Here is a 24376-nt window from a genome sequence, read left to right on the forward strand (position 1 = left end):
GGGATTTATCCCTAAGGTGAGGTCATCGGTAAGGTACCTGGAACTAACCCCTCCAGTCGCTATTCCGGCCAACCGGGAAATGCGAGGACATCTTGAAGCAACGACGGTGCGGGCCTTTCTGGTTCTCTGCCGGCTTTCCATCAGCCGGGGTACTGAAGAGGCACACCATCATTGCCGGAAGTGCGGTAGGGTCCCCCTCCAATCCATGGCAGACAAAGCCGAACCGATTGCCTTGGCAGGCGTTGGTTCACCAACTGTGCATCAGGCGCGTGTTGAGGTTCCGGGGTCTCCACCGGCTGGTTCCTTGATCGCACGTCTGTAGCCCTTTGTCCTCCGGGAGATTTCCGGAGCTTTGGAACTATAGGGGAATTCGACCATGACCACTGCCCGTATCCTCGACTTCATCAAGACCCGTCGTCCCGAAGGTCCGTGCCTGGTGGTGGACCTGGACGTTGTGCGCGACAACTACGGCGCCTTCCGCCATGCCCTGCCCGACAGCGCGATCTACTACGCCGTGAAGGCTAACCCGGCTCCGGAAATCCTGTCGCTGCTCGCCTCGCTGGGCTCGAACTTCGACTGCGCTTCGGTTGCGGAAATCCAGATGGCGCTCGACGCCGGTGCGACGCCTGCCCGCATCTCCTTCGGCAACACCATCAAGAAGGAACGCGACATCGCGCGCGCCCATGCGCTCGGCATCAACCTCTTCGCCGTGGATAGCCACGAAGAAGTGGAAAAGATCGCCCGTGCCGCTCCCGGTGCCCGTGTGTTCTGCCGCGTCCTGACCGATGGCGAAGGCGCCGAATGGCCGCTCAGCCGCAAGTTCGGCTGTGTGCCGCAGATGGCCGTCGACGTACTTGTCTATGCCCACCAGCTGGGCCTGGAAAGCTTCGGCGTGTCCTTCCATGTCGGCTCGCAGATGACCAAGGTCGACGCCTGGGATGCGGCTCTGGCCGATGCCAAGCGCGTCTTCGGCTCGCTTGCCAAGCAGGGCATCGTGCTCAAGATGGTCAACATGGGTGGTGGTTTCCCGACCAAGTACCTGCGCGACATCCCGTCCGCAGAAGCCTACGGTCAGGCAATCAATGCGTCGCTGAAGAAGCACTTCGGCAACAACATCCCGCAGACCATCATCGAGCCCGGCCGCGGCATGGTCGGCAATGCCGGTGTCATCAAGGCGGAAGTCGTGCTGATCTCGAAGAAGTCGGACAACGACGCCCATCGCTGGGTGTTCCTCGACATCGGCAAGTTCGGCGGCCTCGCCGAAACCATGGACGAGGCGATCCGCTACCCGATCCGCACCATTCATGACGCCGACGAGATGGAAGTCTGCGTGATCGCCGGCCCGACCTGCGATTCCGCTGACGTGCTCTACGAGAAGAACATGTATCCGCTGCCGCTGTCCCTGACGATCGGCGACGAGGTTCTGATCGAAGGCACGGGCGCCTACACCACGACCTACTCGGCGGTTGCCTTCAACGGCTTCGATCCGCTGAAGGCCTACGTGATCTAAGCACCGTCTGACGACCGCGCCGGAGAACCGGCGCGGCGAAAACAAACAATTATTGGAAACACTTCTTGGTACGGGAGGCCAACATGGCCGCTGTTCTTGATTCCGTGCGCGCGTTTTTCGCAGCAGCACCTGCCTTTGTCATCGACCACGAAACGCCGGCCGACGTCGTTGCGCGCGAAACCCTGCTCGACCGCGCCATGGGCGCCGACCGACGCACGAAGTCCTCGGAAAAGATCCGCTACGGCCGCGTTCCGGCCGAAGGGCTGGCGCTCGTTGCCCGCGATCGCGCAGGTCATGTGATCGGCACGATCAGGCTGTGGAACATTGAGGCTGGCGTCACCCGTGACGGCCATGCCATCGACGCGCTGCTTCTCGGACCTTTGGCTGTGGATGGCGCACATGAGGGCAAGGGCATCGGCTCGGCTCTCATGCGGGCTGCCCTTCTGGAAGCCCGTAAGCGCGGACATGGCGCAGTCCTGCTCGTCGGCGATGCCAGCTACTACGAGCGTTTTGGCTTCTCCGCCTCCAAGGCACAGCATCTCGTGATGCCCGGCCCCTTCGCCCGCGATCGTTTCCTGGGGCTGGAACTGAAAGCCGGCTGGCTTGAAGGCGCTGCCGGCATGATCGTGGCAACAGGTCGCAAACTGAGCCAGCCGCGATCAATTCGCGCCGCCTGAGCCTTATTCAAGGCCCATCAACACGACATTAAGCTTCTTCCCGGAAACGGGTTGAAGCTTTTCCTATTTGCTGCAAAACACGCGTTTGTGAGGCCATTCGTGTCATTTTTGCCGCATTGCTGGCTAGTGTTTTATTGCCTGGCAAAAAATCGCCTCAGGCCCCGGAACAAAACGTAGGTGTTTTGCTTTGGGCAGCAGCGACGCAGTGGTCGCGTCGATGGGAATGTCCGTGGGGCGTTCCTTGCTAACAGGGGAGTACATTCCATGATTAAGAAAATCCTGCTCGGTACCGTGGCGATCTTCGCAACCTCGTCCGTAGCATTCGCTGCTGACGCAGTGTTTGAACCCATTCCGGAAGCACCGGCAGCCGTGGTATCGGCACCTGCCTTCTCCTGGGCCGGTGGATACGCGGGTGCGTTCGGTGGCTACGGCTGGGGCGACGCCGATTTCTATAACGGTACAGGCGCCGCCTCGGACGATTTCGACGGCGCACGGTTCGGTGGCTTTGTTGGTTATAACTGGGAAGTCAGCTCCGGCTTCGTTGCAGGTCTGGAAGCAGACCTGAACTATGACTGGAACGAAAACAGCTATCCGGGCGGCACGATCGACACCGGCCTGAACGGCGGCGTACGCGCCCGCGTTGGTGCGACCTTCGACCGCGCCCTGTTCTACGTTGCCGGCGGCTGGACGGCCACCGACTTCAACGTTGAAGGCGGCGGCGTGAACATCAACGAAACGCTGCATGGCTGGACCGTCGGCACCGGCGTTGATTACGCCCTCACCGACCGCATCTTTACGCGTCTCGAATATCGCTACAACGATTACGGCGAGCGAAACATCCAGGGCGTCAACACCGACTTCAACCAGCACGTCATCGGCGTCGGCCTCGGTGTGAAGTTCTAAGCGGCTTTGGCATATCGATAAAGAGAAATAGCCGGCCTTGTGCAAAGGTCGGCTATTTGCACAAGGCGCAGGAAAGACGCTCAATATCGAACTGAGTTAATGACGTTGACCGAGCGGTCATGTCTGGAAGCGTCCGCAGTTGCAGCAACGTGCCGGAAAGACCAGTCGGCGGCGATGCATTCGAACGTCTCGTCTTTCAAATAGAAGAGGAAATGGCGATAGCCTTCGCCAGCATCGGCAAGCTCATGCCAGTCATCAGGCATATCCCGCAAGCTGTCGCGGCCCGTAATTTCGTAGAACTCACCCCATCTCGGCGCAATCTTGCTATAGCGGCACTGGCCTAGGTACCAGCCTTCGTCATTCGGACTACCAAGGCGCCAACGGCTGCACCCAACGAATGTGAGGCAACCGGCTTCATCATCTCCAGCAACAATTCCTGCCCCCAGTGTCATCAGGAAGTGGAGTTCTATCGTAGAGCCACAAAGCGCGACATGGGGATGCGGCGCGCCATTATTCGCGTTCCATCCAGCATTAAGCTGCCTGAAATTGATACCGCGGTCGCCGCTGCGATCTCCTGTGACCCATGACCTGATGAATGAAGGCAACATTTGAGGTCTCCCAGCCCCTCATACTCCAATCCTCATTCCACCTTCCGATGCTGGCGCTGATAGCGCGCCCGCAGCCAGAAGACGGCAAAGAAGGAGAGGATGATAGCGCCGCCGGCGACGGCTGCGAGAGCCGGGGAATAGTCACCGATCCACAGCACCACCTTGGGCAGGATCAGCAGGGCAACCGTGGCACCCACGAGGATCAGCGCCGCTGCGATAGCGGAATTGCGGGTGCTGCCATTCATGCTGCGGTCTCCCCTGCGAGCTCGGCGCGGATATCGTCCATGCGCCGCAATTGATGGCCGCTTTCATCGAAATTTCCCGGCGACAGCCACGTCTCGAAGGCCGCCTTAACGACGGGCCATTCCGAATCGATGATGGAAAACCAGGCGGTGTCGCGATTGCCACCCTTGGACACCATGTGCTGGCGGAACACACCTTCGAAGGTGAAACCGTAGCGACGGGCGGCCGTCTTGCTCGCGGCATTGTCGTTGTGGCATTTCCATTCGTAACGGCGATATCCGAGATCGTCGAAGACGTGACGTGCCATGAGGTAATGGACCTCCGTGGCGATCGGTGTGCGGCTCATGGCCGAACCATGGGCCACCCCGCCGACCTCCACCACGCCATTGGCCGGATCAGCGCGCATATAGCTCGCCATGCCCAGCACCTCGCCGGATGCCTTGCTGCGGAACACATGCACGAGCCAACCGCCCTGCACGGCATCCAGCCAGGCCCCGAAGGCCGCGACATCGGCAAATTCCGGGCAGGCAAAGTATTTGAGCAAGGGATTGATGCCGAGTCCACCCAGCGCATCCCATAGCGGCTGGAGGTGGCTGGCCTTGTCATAGGGCTCGATGATGACGAAACGCCCTGACAGCGTCACCGGCTGAGGCGCCGGGCAGCCCTTGAATGTGGATAAATCGCGCATGCGTGCCTCGCTTCTTTTGCAAGAGGAGTAGGCCAGCCGCCCCGCAAAGGCAACTGGCCCTCGACATGCCGCGCGGTAGTGACAGACTAACGCATTCGGGCGAGGCCGGTCAGACCTTGGCGGAAGCAACCGTAGCTTCGATGTGGTCGACCAGGGCATCAGCAAGGCCGAGACGACCGGCCAGCAGGTCGAGATAGCCGCGCTCTGCCCGGTTGTCCGGCTCGATGGCGAGACGGGACGCAGTGTAGATTTCGACCTTCTGCTCTTCCGTCCGGGCTGCCGCCACCAAGGCATCGATATCGGTGGGATTGGCCAGTTCGCGCTCGATGAAGTCTTCGGCTTCGGAACCAAGGCCCGACAGCTTGATCTTGTCCATGATCAGCGCGCGCTCGCTGTTATCGATATGGCCATCGGCCTTGGCTGCGGCGATCATCGCCCGCACCAGCGCCAGCGCGAAGTCATTGGTGACTGTCGAAGCCTGGGGGCTGAATGGCGAATCGGTCGGCGGCGGCAGGAGCTCCGGCAGCGCGGGGATGCTGGTATTGGCCGGATCCTTGCCAGCCTGGTAATTCTTGTAGGCGGTGTAGCCCAGGCCGGCTATGGCAGCGAGCCCACCGATGGTCAGCGCATTGCCGGCCAGGTTGCGGCCGGTCTTGGTGCCCAGCAGCACGGCCGCCAGGCCAGCCGTCTTCAAGGGATTGTTCTTCGCGATGTCGCCGAATTGGCCCGCCCGGTCGCGCACGCTTCCGGACATGCCGGGCACTTGCGATCCGAGGAACTGGTCAAGCAGCTTTTTGGCGTCAAACATAAATCTCTCCTGATGGTCGATCACATCAAGGAGATAGGAAGTCCGCCGCGGAAATACAAAAACATGACGAAAATTTCATGTTTCAGGCCGCTTTTGCAGTGTCCCGGTCAGTGGCCGGGACACTGCCTAGCAGACAAATTTACGCCTTGAGCGCGGCGGCCTCTGCGGCAAGCTTGGTGATGCCAGCCCAGTCGCCGGCAGCAACCAGTTCCTTCGGCGCCACCCAGGACCCGCCGACGCAGATGACGTTGGGCAGGGACAGGTAATCCCTGGCATTCTTGAGAGAAATGCCGCCTGTGGGGCAGAACATCGTGCCGGCCAGCGGGGAGGACAGTGCCTTCAGGTAGGCGGCACCACCGGCCTGCTCTGCCGGGAAGAACTTCAACACCTGGAAGCCCTCTTCGCGCAGGGCCATGACCTCGCTTGCGGTTGCCGCGCCGGGCAACAGCGGAATATCGGAATTGCGCACCGTCTTGAGCAGTTCATGCGTGGTGCCAGGGCTGACGATGAACTGCGAACCCGCTTCGACGGCGGCGGCGAAATGCCCGGAGTTGAGAATGGTGCCGGCTCCGACCACAGCCCCCTCCACCTCGGCGGCAACCAGGCGCACGGCTTCGAGCGCCGCGTCGGTGCGCATGGTGATCTCGATCGCCTTCAATCCGCCGGCGACCAGAGCCCGTGCCAGCGGCACGGCCGTCTTGGCATCGTCGATGATCAGAACCGGCACCACCGGCTGCAGCTTCAGGACGGACAGAAGTTTTTCGGTTTTCGTGCTCATGGCCAGCACCTTTCTAAACGATTGAATTAGAGCAAGGAGTAGCGCGCGACGCCGGCATTGTCGAGACGGCAAGCCGCATCACGGCGCTCAAACTCAAGCGGTAAAAACGCGGTTTGAATGGACGACTTCATCGGCTAGTCTTGCCGCGCCGGAAATGGACATAGCGGAGCCCTATGGCAAAAGAGATCGAAAGAAAGTTCCTGGTGGCGAATGACGATTGGAGGGCCGTCGTCAAGAAATCCATCAGCATCCGCCAGGCCTATATCGCATCCATGGATGACAGGTCGGTCAGAATCCGCATTCGCGACGGAGACTCGGCGCGGCTGACCATCAAGATCGGCACGAACATGCTGGTGCGGGACGAGTTCGAATACGCCATTCCGGTCGCGGATGCCGAGGAAATGATGACACTGGCGATAGGCCGCGTCATCGAAAAGACCCGCCATCACGTGGAGTTCGGCGGCTTCCTCTGGGAAGTCGATGTGTTTTCCGGCGCCCATCTCGGGATTGTCATTGCCGAGGTGGAACTGCAGGATCAAAGCGATTCCCCTGCCTTGCCGGCTTGGCTTGGGCGCGAGGTGACCGGCGAGCGCCGCTATTCGAACCAATGGCTGGCCATCGAAGACCTCCCGACAGGAGCCCTGGATGGCCTATCGAATTGATGCATCCGCTTCCTTCGATCGGGAGGTGAAGACGGTCGCGGCAGAGCAGCTGTCCCGCGCGATAGCCGCTCTCGAAACCCAGCCAGATGGCTTGCATGAAGCAATCCACGAGGCCCGCAAGAAACTGAAGCGCGTGCGCGGCCTTTACCGGCTTGTAGCCCGCGACAGGAAGGAATTCCGGCAAACGGAGAATGCCCGGTTGCGCGATGCTGCCCGCTCGCTGTCCGCCGTGCGCGACGCCACGGCGTTGATCGAGACCGTGGCCTATCTGGAGCGCCACACCGAATCGCCTGATGAGATCGCTGCCCTGCAACAGACGCTGGCGGCACTGACCGAACGGCGCGATGCCATCGCTGCGGCAGAAACTGGACTGGCAGACAAGGCAAATGCCGCCATCGAGGCCTGTCGGATCGCCACCGCCGCCGTTGAAGCCGAAACTTTCCCAACGAGCCCACGCAAAGTGGCCAAGGCGCTGTCAAAGGCCTGGAAGAATGCATCGCTCAAGACGCGGCATGTCCTTGAGGCCTGCCATACAGATGCCCATGCAGAACGCTTCCACGATCTTCGCAAGGCAGCCCAGCTCTATTGGATGCACCTCTCCCTGCTGCGCGATCTCTGGCCCTCCGCATTTGCCGCCAAGCGATCGCAAGCCAAGCAACTCGTCGATATCCTTGGCCACGAACACGACATCTCGCTGCTTGTGGAACTGCTGGATGACGAGCCCGGCATTTGCGGCAGTGGGGAAGTGCAATCCCATCTGCTCGGGGTGATCATCAGGCGGCAGCAGGCGCTTCGAACCGAGGCGCTTGACCTTGCCGATCAGGTTTTCGCAGACGCTCCCTCTCGCGAGGCGAAGGTCATCCGTGCGCTTTGGATGGAAGCGGCAACTGCCTGACTGCTGACAACGGATGGCAGCAAGTCTATGCTTCCTCCATGAGCCGCTCGGAACGCCTTCTCTCCCTGTTGCAGATTTTGCGCCGATACCGCCAGCCGGTGAGCGGGGCGACGCTTGCCGCCGAACTCGGAATTTCGTTGCGCACCCTTTATCGCGATATCGCCAGCCTGCAGGCCCAAGGGGCTGACATTGAAGGCGAGGCCGGCATCGGCTTCGTCTTGCGCCCCGGCTATATGCTGCCGCCGCTCATGTTTACGCGCGATGAGATCGAAGCGCTGATGCTGGGGTTCCGCTTCGTGACCCAACGAACGGATGAGGCCTTGTCCGCGGCGGCCGGCGAGGCGCTCGCCAAGATCAACTCCGTCCTGCCCGAGGACCTCAGGCGGGATATGGCGGATATCGGGCTGCTGGTCGGTCCGGGTCCCGCGCTTCCCGTCCATCGCGTCGATCTGGCTTTGCTGCGGCAGGCGCTGCGGGCAGAGCGACCGCTTGATATAGACTACCGCGATCAAAACGGAACGGTGTCGCAGCGAACCATCTGGCCCTGCGCGCTCGGCTATTTCGATGGCGTGCGCGTCTTGATTGCCTGGTGCACGCTGCGCCAGGGCTTCCGCCATTTTCGCACCGACAGGCTGGAAAAGGCGATGCTTGGCGAAGGGCGCTATCCCATGCGCCGGGCAGCCCTTCTGAAGGAGTGGCGCCGCGTCAGCGCCGTACCGGATCGCCTCGTGAAGTAGCATCACAAACATGCTGACAGTTTTTGGCAGCATGGGCGGCTATCTTGGCTTCGTCAACAAAGGAGACAAAGCCATGACAATCACGATGACGCCGACCATGACCATTCTGTATGTGGAATCGCCTCGGACCAGTGCCGCCTTCTATGCGCAGCTGTTTGGCCTGGAGCCGGTGGAAACCTCCGATACCTTCGCATTGTTCGCCCTGCCCGGCGGCCTTGTGCTCGGCCTTTGGTCGCGCCACACGGTAGAGCCGCGCGCGTTGGCCTTAGGGGGCGGGTGTGAACTCGCCATTCGTGCGCCCTCGCCCGAAACGGTCGATGCCCTGCATGCGCAGTGGCAGACACAGGAAGTTTCCATGCTGCAACCGCCGCAGGACATGGAATTCGGCCGAACCTTTACCGCCACCGATCCCGACGGCCACCGCATTCGTGTCTTCACGCCGCCCGCATCCTGAGCGGCGGCGGGAAGCCGACTTGACGAATTTCAAACTTCCGGTCCACCACGGAAAATCGTTGCGTCGCAGGGGGCGAAGCAGTATTTCCGCCCCATGACCGAAGATCTGAAAATTCCTCGCCATGAAGAGGGCGGCGCGTTCTGCGTCGCCGCGCTCTATCATTTTGCCCGCTTCCCGCGTTTCGAGAGCTTTCGCGAGCCGCTGTTGGCGCTGCTGCAGGAGAACGGCATCAAGGGCACGCTGCTGCTGGCCCATGAAGGCATTAACGGCACGATTGCCGGCACCGATGCGGGCATAGCCGCCGTGCTGGCCTTCCTCCGGGCGCAGCCGGAATTTACAGGCCTTGAGCACAAGGAAAGCCGCGCCTCCAAGATGCCCTTCGTGCGGCTGAAGGTGAAGCTGAAGAAGGAAATTGTGACCATGGGCGTCGAGAACATCGACCCCAATGAGATCGTCGGCACCTATGTCGATCCGAAGGATTGGAATGCGCTGATCTCCGACCCGGAGACCATCGTCATCGACACACGCAACGACTACGAAACCGCCATTGGTATCTTCAAGGGCGCGGTCGATCCCAATACCAAGACCTTCCGGGAATTCCCAGACTGGGTCCAGAACAACCCCGGCCTGCACAACAAGCCGAAGATCGCGATGTATTGCACCGGCGGCATTCGCTGCGAAAAGGCCACCGCATACATGAAGCAACAGGGCTTCGACGAGGTCTACCACCTCAAGGGCGGCATTCTGAAATATCTGGAGGAAGTGCCGGCCGAGGAAAGCCTGTGGGAAGGCGCCTGCTTCGTCTTCGACGAGCGGGTGTCGATCGAGCACGGGCTGAAGCAGGGCAATCACAAGCTCTGCCACGCCTGCCGCAACCCGATCACGGCGGAAGAAATCACGTCGCCCTATTACGAAGAAGGCGTGTCCTGCTCCAACTGCTATGAGAGCCGGACGGAAGCCGATCGCGACCGCTATCGGCAACGGCAATTGCAGATCAGGCTGGCCAGGGAACGCGGCGAAAAGCACATCGGCAGCTAGGCCAAATTCCTCCGTGCCAGAAACCCCTCGCACATGCAGGTGAAGGCATCGATCGCCTTCGGCAGCACAGTCTGCGGATCGTCGCTCGCCGCCACCCAGAGCGCCGCGTTTAGCGCCGCACCGCTCATCAGGCGCGCGGCGGCCTCGGCATCGACGGGCCGCATGATACCGTCGGCGATGAAGCCCCTCACCTTCTCCAAAGTCGACTGAAGGCACAGGTTCTGGCTCGGCCAGCGTGACGGATCGCCCAGGAAGGCAGGACCATCGAGCAGCACGATGCGCTGCACGTCGGGCTCCAGAGCCATTTCAATATAGGCGCGCCCCTCGGCAAGAAGGCCATTCCAGGCACTGTCCGCGCTTGACCCGCTCATCTGGGCACGCCCCGCCATTTCCACATCGATCTGATGCACGACGGCGGCAAGCAGGCCGAGTTTATCGCCGAAGTTATGATAGAGCGCACCGCGAGTCAGGCCGACCTCAGCCGTCAGGTCGTCCATGGACGCGGCCGCGAACCCCTTTTCGGCGAAGGCCTTTCGCGCAGCGCCGATCAGCTTCGCCTTCGTCTCCTCCATCATTTCAATACGGGTTCTTCGGGCCATCCTTGCCTCGTCATTCACACACGCGACGCATGTCAATTGACATACGAGCCGTATCTATATAATAGACATACGCGGCGTATATCAAACTTCGCCCCGTGAGTGAACAGCAAAACCCAAAGCGTCCGCGCCGGCCTCTTCCAGATGGCCGAACGGATACCCGTGTGCGCGCGTCAGCGCCGGAAGGACAAACCATGCATGTGAGAGAACCGATTTTTCCCGCAAACCGTCACGCCTTATACGAGGCGCACAAATACTCCGCTGCCATCCGGTCCGGCGACCTGATTTTCGTGTCCGGCCAGGTGGGCAGCCGCGACGACGGATCCCAGGAGCCCGATTTCGAAAAACAGGTCCAGCTTGCCTTCGACAATCTCAATGCCGTGCTGAAGGCCGCGGGCTGCACGCTGCGGGACGTGATCGACGTCACCACGTTTCACACCGATCCGGAGCGTCAGGTCGAAACGGTCATGGCCGTCCGGGAGCGCAATATCGGCGCGGCGCCCTATCCGAACTGGACGGCGGTCGGGGTAAACTGGCTGGCCGGCTTCGACTTCGAGATCAAGGTCATCGCCCGCATTCCGCAGGAAAACTAGCCTCGATACGCAAAACCCGCCGGCAGGCCGGCGGGTTCGATGGCTGCTAAAAACTCTCGTCCCAGGTCTTTCGACGTTGGCTTTGACCGAAAACCTCACCGTCATGCCGGCCGCCGAGCCGGCATCCAGCGCAATCAAGTCCTTGATTGCGAGAGACTCTTTTCACGGCGCAGACGCGCCGTGGCTGGATTCCGGCCTTCGCCGGAATGACGGCTGAATAAAGTTTTGCGGAAAACCCATCTTTGTCAGCAGTCCAAAACCCGCCGACAGGCCGGCGGGTTCGATGGCAACCTTAAAAGGCAGGGGCGAGGTTACCAGGACGGGATGACCGCGCCCTTTAACTCCTCAGCGATAAAGGCCTTGACCTGATCGCTATGGTAGGACTCGACAAGTGTCTTGACCCAGGGGGCATCCTTGTCGGCCGACTTTACGGCGATCACGTTGATATAGGGGGCCTTTTCGCTTTCGCGGCCGATCGGGTCCTTGCCCGGATCGAGACCGGCTTCCAGCGCGTAGTTGGTATTGATGACTGACGCATCGACGTCATCAAGCGCGCGCGGCAGCTGGGCGGCATCAAGTTCGGCGAAGTTCAGGTTCTTCGGGTTTTCGACAACATCAGCGGGACCGACCTTCAGGCCGGCATCCGGCTTGAACTTGATCAGGCCCTTGTCGGCGAGGATGAGCAGCGCACGGCCGCCATTGGTCGGATCATTCGGGATGGCAATAGTCGCACCGTCAGCCAGTTCCTCCAGGCTCTTCACCTTCTTGGAATAGATGCCCATGGGGAAGTTCACGGACTGGCCGACACTGACGAGGTCAAAGCCGCGGTCCTTCACCTGGTTGTCCAGATAGGGCTGGTGCTGGAAGGAATTGGCGTTGAGGTCCCCATCGGCCAGCGCCTGGTTGGGCACGACGTAGTCGGAGAATTCCAGGATCTCGATCTCCAGGCCTTTGCCGGCAGCCACTTCCTTAACCTTCTCCATGATCTGGGCGTGCGGGCCGGGCGTCACGCCGATCTTGATGGTTTCGGCGAGCGCGGCACCGGCCGAGAACAGAGCGGCAAGCGAGGCCGCGAGGATCAGTTTCTTCATGGGTACTCTCCTTTGATGTCCCTGGATGTTCCTTGGGAGGAATTAGTTTTTGCGGCTGCGCTTGTCGAAGCGTCGGGCGAGCGCGTCGCCGACGCTCTGGACCGCCTGCACCAGCACGATAAGCACCACGACCACCGCCAGCATCACATCAGGCATGAAGCGCTGGTAGCCATAGCGAATACCGAGATCGCCAAGCCCACCTCCGCCCACGGCACCGACCATCGCGGAATAGCCGATGAGGCTGACCGCGGTCATGGTGAGCGCCAGCACGATGCCCGGCCGCGCCTCGGCCAGCAGCACCTTGGTGACGATCTGCAGCGGCGTCGCGCCCATGGCGCGGGCTGCCTCGATCAGCCCCTTGTCCACTTCGCGGATCGCCGCCTCGATCAGACGCGCGACAAAGGGAACGGTGGCGACCGTCAGCGGAACGATGGCCGCGGAGGTGCCGATCGATGTTCCCGTCACGAAGCGAGTAAATGGAATGATGGCCACTACGAGGATGATGAACGGCGTCGAGCGAACTGCGTTCACCACAAGCCCGAAGACCCGGTTGACCGTGGGTGCAGAAAACAGCTCGCCCCGGCCGCTTGTGGCCAGAAACACGCCGATCGGCAGGCCGATGACGGTGCCTATGACGCCGGCAATGGCGACCATCTGCAGGGTCTGCAGCAAGGCCTTGAGGATCAGGTTGAACAGCATGTCAGGCGCCATAGCCGAGCACCTCCGTTGCAAGTCCCGTCTGCTGGTAGAACGTATTCGCCCGTGCAAGCGTCTGGGGATCGGCCGGGTAGGCAACGACCAGCGACCCGAAGGGTTCGCCGGAGATCTCATCGATGGCGCCGGCGAGAATGTTGACCTCGGGGCCAAGCTCTGCCACCAGCCGCGCTGTAAGCGGCTGAAACGCCGTATCGCCAAAGAAGATCAACCGCACGAAGGCGCGGTCGCCTGCCGCCGGAACCGGCTTCAGATCGGAGCTGATCCACTCCGGCAGCTTGGCGCCGATGCTGGCGGAGAGCAGCGCCTGGGTGGTTTCGTGCCGCGGCCGGGTGAAGATGTCGAAGGTCCGCCCCTCCTCCACGATCAGGCCCTTGTCGATCACCGCGACGCGCGAGGCGATGGTCTTCACCACCTCCATCTCGTGGGTGATCAAAAGAACCGTCAGCCCGAGGTCACGATTGATCGTCTTCAACAGGTCCAGGATCGATTGCGTCGTTTCCGGATCGAGTGCCGAGGTCGCCTCGTCCGACAACAGCAGGCTGGGCTCTGTCGCCAAGGCCCGGGCAATGCCGACACGCTGCTTCTGGCCGCCCGACAATTCCGCCGGATAGCGGCCAGCCTTGTCGGAGAGGCCGACGAGTTCCATCAACGGGCCAACCTTGGCCTCGATCGCCTTGCGGTCATGGCCTGCTATCTCCAGCGGCAGGCCGATATTATCGGCAACGGTGCGCGACGAGAGAAGATTGAAGTGCTGGAAGATCATGCCGACCGAACGGCGAAGCGTGCGCAACCCGGCATCGTCAAGCGCCCCGACATCCACGCCATCGACCAGCACCTGGCCGGATGTCGGCTTTTCAAGTCCGTTGACCAAGCGGATCAGCGTCGACTTGCCGGCACCGGAACGGCCGATAATGCCGGTGATCACGCCTTTTGGCACGGAATAATCGATACCGGCGAGCGCGGTAAATCCGGTTTGATCTCCCGTGCCGCCGAAATGCTTGGTCACGCCGGCAAAGGCGACCATGGGCCGTTCGGCATTCGCCGGGTTGTTGACAGTCGCGGTCACAGGGCGGCTCCGGACATGGGGCTGCTGAGACGGGTTATGGCATTCATGATAGGCTCTCGGTCACGGCGCCCGGCAGATCCGGGCAAGATGGATGGCACTCGCAATCTAGTGCGAGATACACATTCGACGGTCGGTGGGCCGCTCTATCATTTCAATCCGTGCCTTTTCAAACCCTGGAAGCGCAGGTCAGCCATGCGCCTGAGGAAACTGATGCTGTTATGGCGCCAGCTTCCGCAAAAACGGAGAGAAAAAATTCCAGAATTTGGCTTAGGTGTGAAAAATTACGCTGATCGACCTGTCGCTACGCCGCGACAGGCAGCACGAACTCTTCGAAGGCCGGGCGGGCGATCAGATAGCCCTGGATCAGGTTCACGCCAAGATCGCGCAGCACCTTCATCTCGTCTGCGGTCTCGACACCCTCGCACACGGCGATGATGCCGAATTCCCGGAGCATGTTCAGCGTATGGGAGACGACAATCCGCTTGGACTTGCTCGTATCGATGCCGCGCACCAGATCCATGTCGAGCTTGACGATATCGGGCTGGAACATGGCGAGCAGATTGAGACCCGCATGTCCGGCGCCGAAATCATCGATGGCCGTGCTGAAGCCGATATCCTTGTAGGTTTTGAGGATATTCAGCAGATGGGCGGTATCGATCTTCTCGCTTTCGGTGAACTCGAAGATGATCCGGTTCAGCGGAAACCCGACGCGGTCGGCCGTGGCCAGCGTCATGCGAATGCAGGCACGCGGTTCGTAGACCGCGTTTGGCATGAAATTGATGGAGAGCTTGGAGCCTTCCGGCGCCCGCGCCGCCGCAAGCTCGATGGCCTTCACCCGGCACTGCTGGTCGAAGGCATAGCGGTTGTGCTCGTTGACCTGGGCAATGATCGTACCGGCGCCGGCGCCGTCGACGCCGCGCACCAGCGCCTCATAGGCGAAAACCTGGCCGTTACTGACATCCACGATGGGCTGGAACGCCATCGAAAATGGCGTTTCAAATCCCTTGCCATCACGACACCCAGCACACGCCATCTCGCTTCTCCTAGCCGAAAACGAGAGGGTAACCGAGCTGTCTTAAAAAGACGTCTACCGGACGCTATGCCGACTTGTAGTTTCCGGCCGGGAATTGAGCCGCAAGCTCACTATACCACTTCCCGCTCTTCTTCACCGTCCGCACCTGCGTGTCGTAATCGACATGAACGAGCCCGAACCGCATGCGGTAGCCCTCAGCCCATTCGAAATTGTCCATCAGGCTCCAGGCGAAATAGCCGCGCATCGGGAAGCCATCCTTGATCAGGTCCGCCACCACGCCGAGATGTTCGCTGTAGTAGTCCAGGCGCGGCTGGTCATCCACCTCGCCCTTGGCATCCAGACCCATATTGTAGCAGGCGCCGTTTTCAGTGATGTAGCAGACGGGCAACTCGTAGCGATCGTACAGCGTCTCGACCAAGGACTTCAGCGCCGGGGCATAGACTTCCCAGCCGATATCGGTCTTGACCTTGGAAACGGGCGGTGCGTCCTTGGTGGCAGGGTAGTCGGCCGAGGCATCCGGATTGGCGGAGACGCGCATCGGCGTGTAGTAGTTGAGGCCCCACCAGTCGAGCTTCTGGCTGATGATTTCGAGGTCGCCATCCTCCACCTTGGGCATCTTGTCCCCCAGTGCTTCCATCATATCTGCAGGATATTCGCCCTTGAAGACCGGCCCGAAGAAGGCACCGTTGTGGAACTGGAAGGCGCGCTCGGCGGCGGCCTTGTCCTCGGCACTGTCGGAACCGGGGATCACGGAATGGGCGTTCAAGACGAGGCCCGCCGGCACCTGCGGCGCGACCTGGCGGATGGCATCGACACCAAGGCCATGGGCAAGATTGGTATAGTGCATGGCATGGAGTGCCGCTTCCATATTGCGCTCTCCCGGCGCGTGCACGCCATAGAGATGGCTGAGCCAGACCGAGCACCACGGCTCGTTGAAGGTCGCAACCGCATCCAGCCGGTCACCGAGACGCGCCATGACCACCTTGGCATAACGCTGGAAGGCATAGGCCGTGGACCGCGCCGTCCAGCCCCCGTCGCCCATCAGCGCCAACGGCAGGTCCCAATGATAGAGCGTCGCGAAAGCCTTGATGTTGCGCGCCTTCAGGCCGTCCACGAGCTTGTCGTAAAAGTCGAGGCCCGGCTCGTTGATGCGGCCGGTGCCTTCAGGAATGATCCGCGGCCAGGCGATCGAGAACCGGTAGGCGGAAACACCCATTTCCGCGATCAGGTCGAGATCCTGCTCCCACCTGTTGTAGTGATCGCAGGCGATGTCGCCATTGTGCCGGCCAAACACCCGGCCGGGCATGTTGGAAAACGCATCCCAGATCGACGGCTTGCGGCCATCGGCTTTCGACGCACCCTCGATCTGGAAGGAGGCTGTGGCCACACCGAATACGAAATCGCCGGGAAAACGCGCGGCAAGGGTCTTGGGATCGGTCATGGTCTTGGTCTCACACGCTAGGCATCCGGCACATGACCTGCGCCAGACTGCTGAAATTGGGTCCAAAGCGGTTTAAACCATGTGCGTGCGGGGGTGAAGACCCCCTCGTCATATTCTGCAACGTTGCAGCGAACGAGGGTACATCGGCTAACCAGCGTCGAAATCGGCACGCGCCAGAGCGATCTGCGACTTGTGGCGCCTGGACCAGTCCACAAGCGATATCACCATCTCGGCAAACTCCCTGCCGAGCGGCGTCAGCTCATAGGTCACGGATGGCGGCACGGTCGGCTCCACCAGACGGCTGACCATTCCATCCCGCTCCAAGCGTCGCACCGTCAGCGTCATCATTCGCTGGGAAATGCCTGGAAGTGCCCGCTCCAGCTGCCGAAATCGCCTCGGACCCCGGGCGAGTTCGGCAATCGCCATCACGGTCCAGCGCTCGCCCAGTCTGTCGAGCACATCGCGCAAGCCGCAGTCCTCGTGATCTGGTTGCCCGCAAGGTTCCAGGTCAAGGGTCACATCCGTGTTCGCGACTGACATCAAAGTGCCTCCTTACATCAGGCTCCGGGCCTGCCTAACCTATGCGCATCATCACGCAAAGGAAACGCATCATGATCCTGATTACCGGCATTTCCGGACGGCTTGGCTCCCTCATTCACGCCGGTGCCATTGCCAGGGGCCTGGCGCCGATGGCCGGAAGCAGCAAGCCGCAGGGCATCGGCGAGCGAACACGGCGCATCGACTTCGACGACCCGGACTCTCTCGACCTCGGTGGTGTCTCGACCCTGATGATCGTATCGGCGGGTTACGGCGAAGACGACGTGGTGATCGGCCGCCACGAGAGGATCATCTCCGCCGCCGAGCAAAAGGGCGTGCAACACATCGTCTATACGAGCCTTGCAGGTGAAGGAGATCACCTGGCCTTCGCGCTGGCCCATAGATGGACCGAACGGCGGCTTCAGCGCAGCAGCGCCGATCGGACCATCCTGCGCAATGGCCTCTATGCCGAGTTGATCGCGGACCTGTCTGCCCCCGTGGATGGCATCATCACCGCGCCATTTGGCACAGGCAGGATCTCGGCGGTGGCCCGCGCCGACCTTGCCGAAGCGGCCGTGACGGTCTTGGCCAATCCCGCCGCGCACCGGAACCGTATCTATGAACTGTCAGGAACGGACGCATGGAGCATAGGCGAGCTGGCGGATGCCGTCGGCGTCGTGTACCGGCCGATCGGTCTCGGCGCCCAGCGCGAACACCTCGCCACCCTGCCCCTGCTTCCCTTCCAGCCGGCGATGCTGATGTCGATCTATAGCGCCGCGGCCCATGGCTTTCTAGAAAGCCATCGCTCCGATCTGCAGGCACTGCTGGAGAGGCCACCGCGGCCATCTCTGGCCGAGGCTCTGAAACACCTCGGCCAGGCACGCTGATGATCTGATGTCAGACCTTGACCCAGGCGCCATTCTGCTTGGACGACGCCACGCAGGCTTCGACGAAGGCAACGCCGCGAACACCGTCGTCGATGGTCGGGAAGGTCACGGCGCGATCAACGGCTGAGCCGGCGCGGAAGGCCTGGATGGCAAGGGCGGCTTCGGTATAGATCGTTGCGAAGGCTTCCAGGTAACCCTCGGGGTGACCGCCCGGAATGCGGCTGACGCGGGCAGCCGCAGCACCCGCGCCGGCACCATTGCGCGTGATCAGCCGCTTCGGCTCGCCAAACGGCGTGTACCAGAGGTAATTCGGGTTTTCCTGCTCCCATTCCAGGCCGCCCTTCTCGCCGTAGATGCGCAGGCGCAAACCGTTTTCATTGCCCGGCGCCACTTGGCTGCACCACAGCATGCCCTTGGCACCGCCCTGGAAACGCAGCATCACATGGGCATTGTCGTCAACGCGGCGCCCCTCGACAAAGGCATCGAGATCCGCTGCCAGGCTATCCAGCGTCAGGCCGCTGACGAAGCAGGCGAGGTTATAGGCATGGGTGCCGATGTCACCGGTCGAGCCGCCGGCGCCGGACTGGTTGGGATCGGTGCGCCAGACCGCCTGCTTGGCACCGGTCTGCTCCACCGCGGTCGTCAGCCAGTCCTGAGCATATTCCACCTGGATCACGCGGATCTTACCGAGTTGCCCGCCGGCGATCATCTCGCGCGCCTGTCGGATCATCGGATAGCCGGTATAGTTATGCGTGAGGATGAACAGCGACTTACTGGCGTCCGCAGCTTCCTTGAACTTGCGGGCATCCTCAAGGTTGGAGGTTAGCGGCTTGTCGCAGATGACATGGATGCCGCGCTCCAGGAAGGGCTTGGCCGCGGCGAAGTGCACATGGTTCGGCGTGACTATGGAAACCGCCTCAATGCCATCAGGCCGGGCCGATTCCTTTTCCGCCATCTCTTCGTAGGAGCCGTAGCTGCGGGCCGGATCAAGGCCGAGATCCTTGGCAGAGGCCAGCGCCTTTTCCGGCGAGGACGACAGCGCGCCTGCCACCAGCTCGAAATGGTCGTCCAGACGGGCCGCCATCCGGTGCACGCCGCCGATAAAGGCGCCCTGCCCGCCACCAATCATCCCAAGACGGATACGCCTGCCGCGAATACCCTCGTCCTTGCCTTCAATTGCCATGATGTTTTTCTCCCATAAATCCGTTGTTCGTGCCCGCCCCTCATCCCCCTGCCGGGACCTTCTCCCCGTGAACGGGGAGAAGGGAGACGCCGCACCGTCTGGCCAATGCGACCTGGATGTGTCTAAGTCCCCTCTCCCCGCTTGCGGGGAGAGGGCTAGGGTGAGGGGCTGACCTCACAGCCTGATCACAACCCCAGCATGCGCCGGTTGGCGGCCTGGTCGGTGCCAGCGCCGGCGAAATCGTCGAACGCCTTTTCCGTCACGCGAATGATATGCGACCGCACGAACTCAGCCCCCTCCCGGGCGCCGTCTTCCGGATGCTTCAGGGCGCATTCCCATTCGACCACGGCCCAGCCGTCGAAGTCATTGGCGGCCATCTTCGAGAAGATCGCGCCGAAATCCACCTGGCCATCGCCCAGCGAACGGAAGCGGCCGGCGCGCTGCACCCAGCCCTGATATCCACCATAGACGCCCTGCCGGCCGGTCGGGTTGAATTCCGCGTCCTTGACGTGGAACATCTTGATCCGGTCCTTGTAGATGTCGATGTTATCGAGATAATCGAGGCATTGCAGCACGTAATGCGAGGGATCGTAGAGCATGTTGGCTCTTGCGTGATTGCCGACGCGCTCGAGGAACATCTCGAACGTCACGCCGTCATGCAGGTCTTCGCCCGGATGGATTTCGTAGCAGACATCGACGCCGTTCTCTTCGGCATGATCGAGGATCGGCTTCCAACGCCGCGCCAGTTCGTCGAAGGCCGTCTCGACCAATCCGGCCGGCCGCTGCGGCCAGGGATAGATGAAGGGCCAGGCCAGTGCGCCCGAGAAGGTCGCATGGGCCTTGATGCCGAGATGGCGCGAGGCGGTGATGGCCATCTTGACCTGCTCGACCGCCCATTCCTGCCGGGCCTTCGGGTTGCCCCGCACTTCCGGCGCCGCAAAGCCGTCAAAGGCTTCATCATAGGCCGGATGCACGGCAACCAACTGCCCCTGCAGATGGGTCGAGAGCTCGGTAACTTCGATGCCGTTGGCGCGCGCCTGGCCGGCGAAATCATCGCAATAGGTCTTGGAGGAGGCTGCCTGCTTCAGATCGAACAGCTGGCCGGCCCAGGTCGGGACCTGAACCCCGACATAACCCTTGTCCGCGGCCCATTTGGTGATGCCATCCCATGTGTTGAACGGTGCCGCATCGCCCGCAAACTGGCCGAGAAAGATCGCCGGCCCCTTGATCGTCTTCATGTTGTTGTCTCCTCCTCAATATTTACTGCAACGTTGCCGTTTTTGCTTTTCTAGCACGCCGCGCTCGCGGAGCAATTGCAAAAGCTGATAGCGGGTGGGGTTGTAAGCAGAAAGAAGGTGGCGGCGCCTGCTGGGCATGAGGCGCCGCCGTCCCGGATCAGAATGGAGAATCCGGGAAGTAGTAATTGGCGGCATTTTCCTTGGTGATCAGCGTCGCATCCAGCGTATAGGTGCCGTGAACCGGAACCTGGTTGAACACGGCGGCAGCCGTCAGTTCCATGGCCGTACCCACCATTGCTGGCGGATAGAGAACGTCGACCGGAACCATCTTGTCGCCATCCATGACCTTCTTGATCATGTCCTTGGAGCCGGCACCGGCCACGATATACTGGATGTCGGTACGCTTGGCCTGCTCGATGGCCTGCAGCACGCCGACGGCCATGTCATCGTCCTGGCACCAGACCACGTCGATCTTCGGATACTTGGTCAGGTAGTCCTGCATCACCTTGAAGGCATCGTCACGGTTCCAGTTGCCGAACTGGCGGTCCAGAATCTTGACGTTGGAGCCGGCAATGCCCTTGTCGAAACCATCCTGGCGCTGCTGATCGATCGGGATCGGCATGCCGCGGATCACGACGACCTGGGCGTCCGGCGTGGTCTTCTTGATGTATTCGCCGGCGACTTCGCCCAGCGCCGGGTTGTTGCCAGCGACATAGAGGTCGCGAACCGAGCTGTCATTGACGGACGGAGCACGGTCGACGATCGCGACGAAGGTTCCCTTGGCCTTGACTTCCTTGATGGCGTTGACGAGCGGATCCGGATCGGTCGGCAGGATGACCAGGGCGTCGAGGCCCTGGATTGCCAGGTCCTGCAGCGCGTTCGCCTGGCTTGCCGGATCCGGCGAGGTTTTGACGATGACGGTCGCGTTCGGATGTTCCTTGCGGATCTGCTCGGCCACGCGCTCGGCGTGGTAGACGACACCCGCGGTCCAGCCATGGTCGGCAGCCGGAATGGACACGCCAATGGTCTTCGCATCCTGTGCCATGGCGGTCGAGGCCATGGCCGCAGCGATAAAGGCTGCGCCTATCAGTTTCTTCAGCATTCTCTCTCTCCCTAGGTATGACCGAGGCCTTGAATTGTCTGGGAACGGGCGCCCCGATGACCCGCTCCGAACTTGGGCGCCAAGCTGCGACCCGTGCCAGCCCTCAGGTCTTGCGGACCAGCGAGCGCTGCACGAGCATGGCGATGATGATGATCGAGCCCTGAATGGTGCCGATCAGGTATTCGCTGATGAAGTTCGACAGCAGCATGATGTTGCCGACGAGTTCCAGGATGAAGGCACCGCAGATCGTGCCCCAGACCCGGCCGGCTCCACCCTTCAAGGCTGTACCGCCGACCACAACGGCAGTGATCGCCTGCAATTCCCACAGAATGCCGGTGGTCGCCGACGTCGATCCGAGCCGCGGCACATAGAGGAGGACCGCGATCGCGACGCAGAGGCCCTGGATCACGAAGGCGATGGTGCGGACCTTGTCGACGCTGATACCCGAATAGCGGGCGACGTCGCGGTTGGAGCCGACGGCTACCACATGGCGTCCATAGCGGGTGCGATACAGCACGAAGGCAGCAATCGCCGTGACGATGAGAATGACCAGGATCGGGAACGGAATGCCCAGCACGCTGCCGAAATAGGCCGGCCGGTAGAGCGCCTGCAGGTCGGGCGACTTCAGTGTGATCGCCCCGCCCTGCGACAGCCAGGTGGTGAGCCCGCGGTAAATGCCCATGGTGCCGAGCGTCGCGATGAACGGCTCAATGCGGCCGACCGTGGTGATCAGGCCGTTGGCCAGGCCGCAGAGCCCGCCGATGACGAGCGTCATGACAACAGCGCAGGCCAACATCAACCCGCTGTCACCGATCACGCCCGAATTCATGAAGAGGATCATCAGGCTCGCCACGAAGGCGACCATGGAGCCGACGGAAAGATCGAGATCGCCTGACGAGATGACGAAGGTGGCACCGACCGCAATGATGGCGATGAAGGCAGAGCGGGTCGCGACATTGGCCAGATTGGTCAGGCCGATGAAATTCGGATTGACCAGGGCACCGACGATCAGAAGCAATGCCAAGGCGGCGAAGGGCGCAACCGCTCGCAGATCCACGTCCCGCCAACTACGGCTTGAACGCGCCCTGCCCTTGGCGTCTTCATGCGTGCTCATCTCCAATTTCGACCTCCCCTGGATACCGTATCGAAGCGGGTGCATCGCCCGCCCTTTGCATGCCGCCGAAACCAGCTTGGGTTTCAGGCGGCTTCTCTTGTCTTCAATCCCGCCGCGTAGCGCATGATCTCCTGCTCGGAGATCTCTTCGCCCTCAAGCACACCGACGATCCGCCCCTCGCGCATCACGGCCACGCGTGTGCAAAGCCCAATCACTTCAGGCATTTCCGAGGAAACGACGATGATCGACCGCCCCTCGCGCGCCAGCGCTGAAATGAAATGGTAGATCTGCTGCTTGGTGCCGACATCGATGCCGCGGGTGGGTTCGTCGATGATGATGATCTGCGGTTCGATCTCCATGACCTTGGCCAGCAGGAGCTTCTGCTGGTTGCCGCCGGACATGCGCCCGACCAGCACATTGCCGTCACGCACGCGGATATCGAAACGCCGCTTGGCCCTGTCCATCGCCTCGGCCTCGCTGGCCGGATCGAGATAGCCATACCTGCTATGCTGCCCGAGCGACTGCAGCGTCAGGTTTGTTGTCATGCCGGAATCGAGCAGCAATCCCTTGTGCTTGCGATCCTTGGTCATATAGGCGAGGCCGCATTGCGTGGCAGCCTTCGCGTCACCCGACGGCAGCGGCTGACCGCGCACCAGCACCTCACCCGACACGCGCGACCGCAAGCCCACCACGGCCTCCATCAACTCGGTCCGGCCGGAGCCGATCAGGCCGGAAAACCCAAAAACCTCGCCACGGCGCACCTCGAAACCGGCATTCTTGACGTAGCCGGTATTGAGGCCCGCCACCGACAAAACCACCTCTTCATCGACATCTGGCTCGTGCTTGGCGGGGTACAGGCTGGACAGTTCGCGACCAACCATCAGCTGCGCGATGGATTCGCCGTCGAGAATGGATGTCGGCGAGGTCTTGACCCACTGCCCGTCGCGCAACACTGTCACGCGGTCGGTCAGCTCCATCACCTCGTCCAGCTTGTGGGAGACGAAGACGAAACTGGTGCCCTGGTCGCGCAACTTGCGCACCTGCTGGAAAAGGACCCGGGTTTCCTCGCGCGACAGCACGGCGGTCGGCTCATCCATGAAGACCACGCGCGCATCGCGGCTGATCGCCTTTGCGATCTCGACCATCTGCTTGTCGGCCACCGCCAGCGAGCTGATCAGGGCGTTTTCATCCACATGCGAGCCGAGCTGGTCCAGCACGCGGCGGGTTTCCGCCCGCATGAAGGCGCGATCCAGCACGCCGAAACGCGTGACTTCCCGCCCCAGAAACAGGCTCTCGTAAACGGTCAGATGCTCTGCTAGGTTGAATTCCTGATGGATGATGACGATGCCCAACGCTTCCGCAGCACCATTGGCCGGCAGCCGGACCGGCTTGCCATCCAGCAGGATCTCGCCCGAGGTAGGCTGCTCGAAGCCGGATAGGATCTTGACCAGGGTGGACTTGCCGGCGCCGTTTTCGCCCATGAGCGCATGAATCTCACCGGCTCTCAGATCGAAGTTTACGCTGAAAAGAACCTGCACGCCGCTGAACGACTTGCTGATCCCCCTGGCTGACAACACCATGGCGCCAGCCTCAGACTTCCCCGGATTCATGCTTCTCTCCCCACGGTTCTCCCGACCGCATGAAACGTGGTGTAAACCTTTACATTATCGATGTAAAGGTTTACATGGGACTGCAATATCAAATTTCTCGCAGGATGGTTTGACCGACGGGCGAGTCTGTGTAGTGTCGCGCCAAGTCACATAGACCAAGGCAGGCC

Annotated in this window: 27 protein-coding genes; 10 read left to right on the forward strand and 17 right to left on the reverse strand. The window is 61.5% G+C overall.

Annotated features, from left to right (window positions below):
* Positions 1 to 376: 376 nt before the first annotated feature.
* From odc2 to B9A97_RS01530, 3 genes are all read left to right on the forward strand, one after another.
* On the forward strand, positions 377 to 1510 hold the full coding sequence (gene odc2 / locus B9A97_RS01520) for an ornithine/lysine decarboxylase (RefSeq protein ID WP_084363203.1): 1134 nt from the start codon (positions 377 to 379) through the stop codon (positions 1508 to 1510).
* Positions 1511 to 1593: 83 nt separating this feature from the next.
* Positions 1594 to 2187: a GNAT family N-acetyltransferase gene (locus B9A97_RS01525; RefSeq protein WP_084363204.1), complete on the forward strand. Its 594-nt coding sequence runs from the start codon at positions 1594 to 1596 to the stop codon at positions 2185 to 2187.
* A gap of 264 nt (positions 2188 to 2451) precedes the next feature.
* A complete protein-coding gene (locus B9A97_RS01530; RefSeq protein ID WP_084363205.1) occupies positions 2452 to 3090 on the forward strand; it encodes an outer membrane protein in 639 nt (212 codons plus the stop codon).
* 80 nt (positions 3091 to 3170) lie between these two features.
* Here the strand turns inward: B9A97_RS01530 and B9A97_RS01535 are convergent, their stop codons facing one another.
* The 5 genes from B9A97_RS01535 to B9A97_RS01555 all read right to left on the reverse strand — a co-directional run bounded on the left by B9A97_RS01535 (position 3171) and on the right by B9A97_RS01555 (position 6215).
* Positions 3171 to 3698, reverse strand: coding sequence for a hypothetical protein (locus tag B9A97_RS01535; RefSeq protein ID WP_084363206.1), 528 nt, complete (start codon positions 3696 to 3698; stop codon positions 3171 to 3173).
* 32 nt (positions 3699 to 3730) lie between these two features.
* A complete protein-coding gene (locus B9A97_RS01540; RefSeq protein ID WP_084363207.1) occupies positions 3731 to 3943 on the reverse strand; it encodes a hypothetical protein in 213 nt (70 codons plus the stop codon).
* Positions 3940 to 4629 carry a GNAT family N-acetyltransferase gene (locus B9A97_RS01545; RefSeq protein ID WP_084363208.1) on the reverse strand — a complete coding sequence of 230 codons (690 nt, stop codon included), beginning with the start codon at positions 4627 to 4629 and terminating at the stop codon, positions 3940 to 3942. The genes B9A97_RS01540 and B9A97_RS01545 overlap by 4 nt, the downstream gene beginning before the upstream one ends.
* Before the next feature lie 109 nt (positions 4630 to 4738).
* Entirely contained in the window at positions 4739 to 5437 is a 699-nt protein-coding gene (locus B9A97_RS01550) for a tellurite resistance TerB family protein (RefSeq protein ID WP_084363209.1), read from the reverse strand.
* A 139-nt stretch (positions 5438 to 5576) separates the two neighbouring features.
* Positions 5577 to 6215 carry a 2-dehydro-3-deoxy-phosphogluconate aldolase gene (locus tag B9A97_RS01555; RefSeq protein ID WP_084363210.1) on the reverse strand — a complete coding sequence of 213 codons (639 nt, stop codon included), beginning with the start codon at positions 6213 to 6215 and terminating at the stop codon, positions 5577 to 5579.
* Between the two features lie 173 nt (positions 6216 to 6388).
* Between B9A97_RS01555 and B9A97_RS01560 the strand changes: the two genes are divergently transcribed.
* From B9A97_RS01560 to B9A97_RS01580, 5 genes are all read left to right on the forward strand, one after another.
* Entirely contained in the window at positions 6389 to 6877 is a 489-nt protein-coding gene (locus B9A97_RS01560) for a CYTH domain-containing protein (RefSeq protein ID WP_084363211.1), read from the forward strand.
* A complete protein-coding gene (locus B9A97_RS01565; protein ID WP_084363212.1) occupies positions 6861 to 7772 on the forward strand; it encodes a CHAD domain-containing protein in 912 nt (303 codons plus the stop codon). The genes B9A97_RS01560 and B9A97_RS01565 overlap by 17 nt, the downstream gene beginning before the upstream one ends.
* 38 nt (positions 7773 to 7810) lie before the next feature.
* Complete coding sequence (locus B9A97_RS01570) at positions 7811 to 8509, forward strand: helix-turn-helix transcriptional regulator (protein WP_084363479.1); 699 nt, start codon at positions 7811 to 7813, stop codon at positions 8507 to 8509.
* Between the two features lie 85 nt (positions 8510 to 8594).
* Positions 8595 to 8963, forward strand: coding sequence for a VOC family protein (locus B9A97_RS01575; protein WP_210189671.1), 369 nt, complete (start codon positions 8595 to 8597; stop codon positions 8961 to 8963).
* Positions 8964 to 9056: 93 nt separating this feature from the next.
* Complete coding sequence (locus tag B9A97_RS01580) at positions 9057 to 10001, forward strand: oxygen-dependent tRNA uridine(34) hydroxylase TrhO (RefSeq protein WP_084363213.1); 945 nt, start codon at positions 9057 to 9059, stop codon at positions 9999 to 10001.
* On the opposite strand, the gene B9A97_RS01585 is transcribed toward B9A97_RS01580, so the two are convergent.
* Positions 9998 to 10600, reverse strand: a complete 603-nt coding sequence (locus B9A97_RS01585) for a TetR/AcrR family transcriptional regulator (protein ID WP_084363214.1) — start codon at positions 10598 to 10600, stop codon at positions 9998 to 10000. The genes B9A97_RS01580 and B9A97_RS01585 overlap by 4 nt on opposite strands.
* 191 nt (positions 10601 to 10791) lie before the next feature.
* On the opposite strand from B9A97_RS01585, the gene B9A97_RS01590 reads away from it, so the two are divergent.
* Positions 10792 to 11190 (forward strand): RidA family protein, encoded by a 399-nt coding sequence (locus tag B9A97_RS01590; protein WP_084363215.1) that lies wholly within the window; start codon positions 10792 to 10794, stop codon positions 11188 to 11190.
* Positions 11191 to 11501: 311 nt separating this feature from the next.
* Here the strand turns inward: B9A97_RS01590 and B9A97_RS01595 are convergent, their stop codons facing one another.
* From B9A97_RS01595 to B9A97_RS01620, 6 genes are all read right to left on the reverse strand, one after another.
* Positions 11502 to 12281 carry a MetQ/NlpA family ABC transporter substrate-binding protein gene (locus B9A97_RS01595; protein WP_084363216.1) on the reverse strand — a complete coding sequence of 260 codons (780 nt, stop codon included), beginning with the start codon at positions 12279 to 12281 and terminating at the stop codon, positions 11502 to 11504.
* 42 nt (positions 12282 to 12323) lie between these two features.
* Positions 12324 to 12992, reverse strand: a complete 669-nt coding sequence (locus tag B9A97_RS01600) for a methionine ABC transporter permease (RefSeq protein ID WP_084363217.1) — start codon at positions 12990 to 12992, stop codon at positions 12324 to 12326.
* Positions 12982 to 14022 (reverse strand): methionine ABC transporter ATP-binding protein, encoded by a 1041-nt coding sequence (locus B9A97_RS01605; protein ID WP_084363481.1) that lies wholly within the window; start codon positions 14020 to 14022, stop codon positions 12982 to 12984. Before B9A97_RS01605 ends, B9A97_RS01600 begins: the two co-directional genes overlap by 11 nt.
* Before the next feature lie 343 nt (positions 14023 to 14365).
* On the reverse strand, positions 14366 to 15046 hold the full coding sequence (locus tag B9A97_RS01610; RefSeq protein WP_244564083.1) for an EAL domain-containing protein: 681 nt from the start codon (positions 15044 to 15046) through the stop codon (positions 14366 to 14368).
* A 115-nt stretch (positions 15047 to 15161) separates the two neighbouring features.
* On the reverse strand, positions 15162 to 16538 hold the full coding sequence (locus B9A97_RS01615; RefSeq protein ID WP_084363219.1) for a GH1 family beta-glucosidase: 1377 nt from the start codon (positions 16536 to 16538) through the stop codon (positions 15162 to 15164).
* Between the two features lie 147 nt (positions 16539 to 16685).
* Entirely contained in the window at positions 16686 to 17078 is a 393-nt protein-coding gene (locus B9A97_RS01620) for a winged helix-turn-helix transcriptional regulator (protein ID WP_084363220.1), read from the reverse strand.
* 71 nt (positions 17079 to 17149) lie between these two features.
* Between B9A97_RS01620 and B9A97_RS01625 the strand changes: the two genes are divergently transcribed.
* Positions 17150 to 17962, forward strand: coding sequence for an NAD(P)H-binding protein (locus B9A97_RS01625; protein ID WP_084363221.1), 813 nt, complete (start codon positions 17150 to 17152; stop codon positions 17960 to 17962).
* 10 nt (positions 17963 to 17972) lie between these two features.
* Here B9A97_RS01625 and B9A97_RS01630 read toward each other — a convergent pair whose 3' ends face one another.
* The 5 genes from B9A97_RS01630 to B9A97_RS01650 all read right to left on the reverse strand — a co-directional run bounded on the left by B9A97_RS01630 (position 17973) and on the right by B9A97_RS01650 (position 24209).
* Positions 17973 to 19145 (reverse strand): Gfo/Idh/MocA family protein, encoded by a 1173-nt coding sequence (locus B9A97_RS01630; protein WP_084363222.1) that lies wholly within the window; start codon positions 19143 to 19145, stop codon positions 17973 to 17975.
* 185 nt (positions 19146 to 19330) lie between these two features.
* Entirely contained in the window at positions 19331 to 20383 is a 1053-nt protein-coding gene (locus tag B9A97_RS01635; protein ID WP_084363223.1) for a sugar phosphate isomerase/epimerase family protein, read from the reverse strand.
* A 157-nt stretch (positions 20384 to 20540) separates the two neighbouring features.
* Positions 20541 to 21485 carry a substrate-binding domain-containing protein gene (locus tag B9A97_RS01640; protein ID WP_084363224.1) on the reverse strand — a complete coding sequence of 315 codons (945 nt, stop codon included), beginning with the start codon at positions 21483 to 21485 and terminating at the stop codon, positions 20541 to 20543.
* Between the two features lie 103 nt (positions 21486 to 21588).
* Positions 21589 to 22599 (reverse strand): ABC transporter permease, encoded by a 1011-nt coding sequence (locus tag B9A97_RS01645; protein ID WP_084363225.1) that lies wholly within the window; start codon positions 22597 to 22599, stop codon positions 21589 to 21591.
* An 83-nt stretch (positions 22600 to 22682) separates the two neighbouring features.
* Positions 22683 to 24209: a sugar ABC transporter ATP-binding protein gene (locus tag B9A97_RS01650; RefSeq protein WP_084363226.1), complete on the reverse strand. Its 1527-nt coding sequence runs from the start codon at positions 24207 to 24209 to the stop codon at positions 22683 to 22685.
* Positions 24210 to 24376 lie beyond the last annotated feature (167 nt).

Source organism: Rhizobium sp. RU36D (genome assembly GCF_900176345.1).
In the GTDB taxonomy this organism is placed as follows: Bacteria; Pseudomonadota; Alphaproteobacteria; order Rhizobiales; family Rhizobiaceae; genus Allorhizobium.

Excerpts from the sequence above, each read along its gene's own strand:
- B9A97_RS01645 (WP_084363225.1), bottom strand. The coding sequence starts at position 22,599 with ATGAGCACGCATGAAGACGCCAAGGGCAGGGCGCGTTCAAGCCGTAGT.
- B9A97_RS01590 (WP_084363215.1), top strand. The coding sequence starts at position 10,792 with ATGCATGTGAGAGAACCGATTTTTCCCGCAAACCGTCACGCCTTATAC.
- B9A97_RS01600 (WP_084363217.1), bottom strand. The coding sequence starts at position 12,992 with ATGGCGCCTGACATGCTGTTCAACCTGATCCTCAAGGCCTTGCTGCAG.
- B9A97_RS01560 (WP_084363211.1), top strand. The coding sequence starts at position 6,389 with ATGGCAAAAGAGATCGAAAGAAAGTTCCTGGTGGCGAATGACGATTGG.
- B9A97_RS01610 (WP_244564083.1), bottom strand. The coding sequence starts at position 15,046 with ATGGCGTTCCAGCCCATCGTGGATGTCAGTAACGGCCAGGTTTTCGCC.
- B9A97_RS01555 (WP_084363210.1), bottom strand. The coding sequence starts at position 6,215 with ATGAGCACGAAAACCGAAAAACTTCTGTCCGTCCTGAAGCTGCAGCCG.
- B9A97_RS01525 (WP_084363204.1), top strand. The coding sequence starts at position 1,594 with ATGGCCGCTGTTCTTGATTCCGTGCGCGCGTTTTTCGCAGCAGCACCT.
- B9A97_RS01620 (WP_084363220.1), bottom strand. The coding sequence starts at position 17,078 with ATGTCAGTCGCGAACACGGATGTGACCCTTGACCTGGAACCTTGCGGG.
- B9A97_RS01570 (WP_084363479.1), top strand. The coding sequence starts at position 7,811 with ATGAGCCGCTCGGAACGCCTTCTCTCCCTGTTGCAGATTTTGCGCCGA.
- B9A97_RS01595 (WP_084363216.1), bottom strand. The coding sequence starts at position 12,281 with ATGAAGAAACTGATCCTCGCGGCCTCGCTTGCCGCTCTGTTCTCGGCC.
- B9A97_RS01550 (WP_084363209.1), bottom strand. The coding sequence starts at position 5,437 with ATGTTTGACGCCAAAAAGCTGCTTGACCAGTTCCTCGGATCGCAAGTG.
- B9A97_RS01605 (WP_084363481.1), bottom strand. The coding sequence starts at position 14,022 with ATGGTCGCCTTTGCCGGCGTGACCAAGCATTTCGGCGGCACGGGAGAT.
- B9A97_RS01580 (WP_084363213.1), top strand. The coding sequence starts at position 9,057 with ATGACCGAAGATCTGAAAATTCCTCGCCATGAAGAGGGCGGCGCGTTC.
- B9A97_RS01530 (WP_084363205.1), top strand. The coding sequence starts at position 2,452 with ATGATTAAGAAAATCCTGCTCGGTACCGTGGCGATCTTCGCAACCTCG.
- B9A97_RS01545 (WP_084363208.1), bottom strand. The coding sequence starts at position 4,629 with ATGCGCGATTTATCCACATTCAAGGGCTGCCCGGCGCCTCAGCCGGTG.
- B9A97_RS01585 (WP_084363214.1), bottom strand. The coding sequence starts at position 10,600 with ATGGCCCGAAGAACCCGTATTGAAATGATGGAGGAGACGAAGGCGAAG.
- B9A97_RS01575 (WP_210189671.1), top strand. The coding sequence starts at position 8,595 with ATGACGCCGACCATGACCATTCTGTATGTGGAATCGCCTCGGACCAGT.
- B9A97_RS01630 (WP_084363222.1), bottom strand. The coding sequence starts at position 19,145 with ATGGCAATTGAAGGCAAGGACGAGGGTATTCGCGGCAGGCGTATCCGT.
- B9A97_RS01625 (WP_084363221.1), top strand. The coding sequence starts at position 17,150 with ATGATCCTGATTACCGGCATTTCCGGACGGCTTGGCTCCCTCATTCAC.
- B9A97_RS01615 (WP_084363219.1), bottom strand. The coding sequence starts at position 16,538 with ATGACCGATCCCAAGACCCTTGCCGCGCGTTTTCCCGGCGATTTCGTA.
- B9A97_RS01565 (WP_084363212.1), top strand. The coding sequence starts at position 6,861 with ATGGCCTATCGAATTGATGCATCCGCTTCCTTCGATCGGGAGGTGAAG.
- B9A97_RS01635 (WP_084363223.1), bottom strand. The coding sequence starts at position 20,383 with ATGAAGACGATCAAGGGGCCGGCGATCTTTCTCGGCCAGTTTGCGGGC.
- B9A97_RS01535 (WP_084363206.1), bottom strand. The coding sequence starts at position 3,698 with ATGTTGCCTTCATTCATCAGGTCATGGGTCACAGGAGATCGCAGCGGC.
- B9A97_RS01540 (WP_084363207.1), bottom strand. The coding sequence starts at position 3,943 with ATGAATGGCAGCACCCGCAATTCCGCTATCGCAGCGGCGCTGATCCTC.
- B9A97_RS01650 (WP_084363226.1), bottom strand. The coding sequence starts at position 24,209 with ATGAATCCGGGGAAGTCTGAGGCTGGCGCCATGGTGTTGTCAGCCAGG.
- odc2 (WP_084363203.1), top strand. The coding sequence starts at position 377 with ATGACCACTGCCCGTATCCTCGACTTCATCAAGACCCGTCGTCCCGAA.
- B9A97_RS01640 (WP_084363224.1), bottom strand. The coding sequence starts at position 21,485 with ATGCTGAAGAAACTGATAGGCGCAGCCTTTATCGCTGCGGCCATGGCC.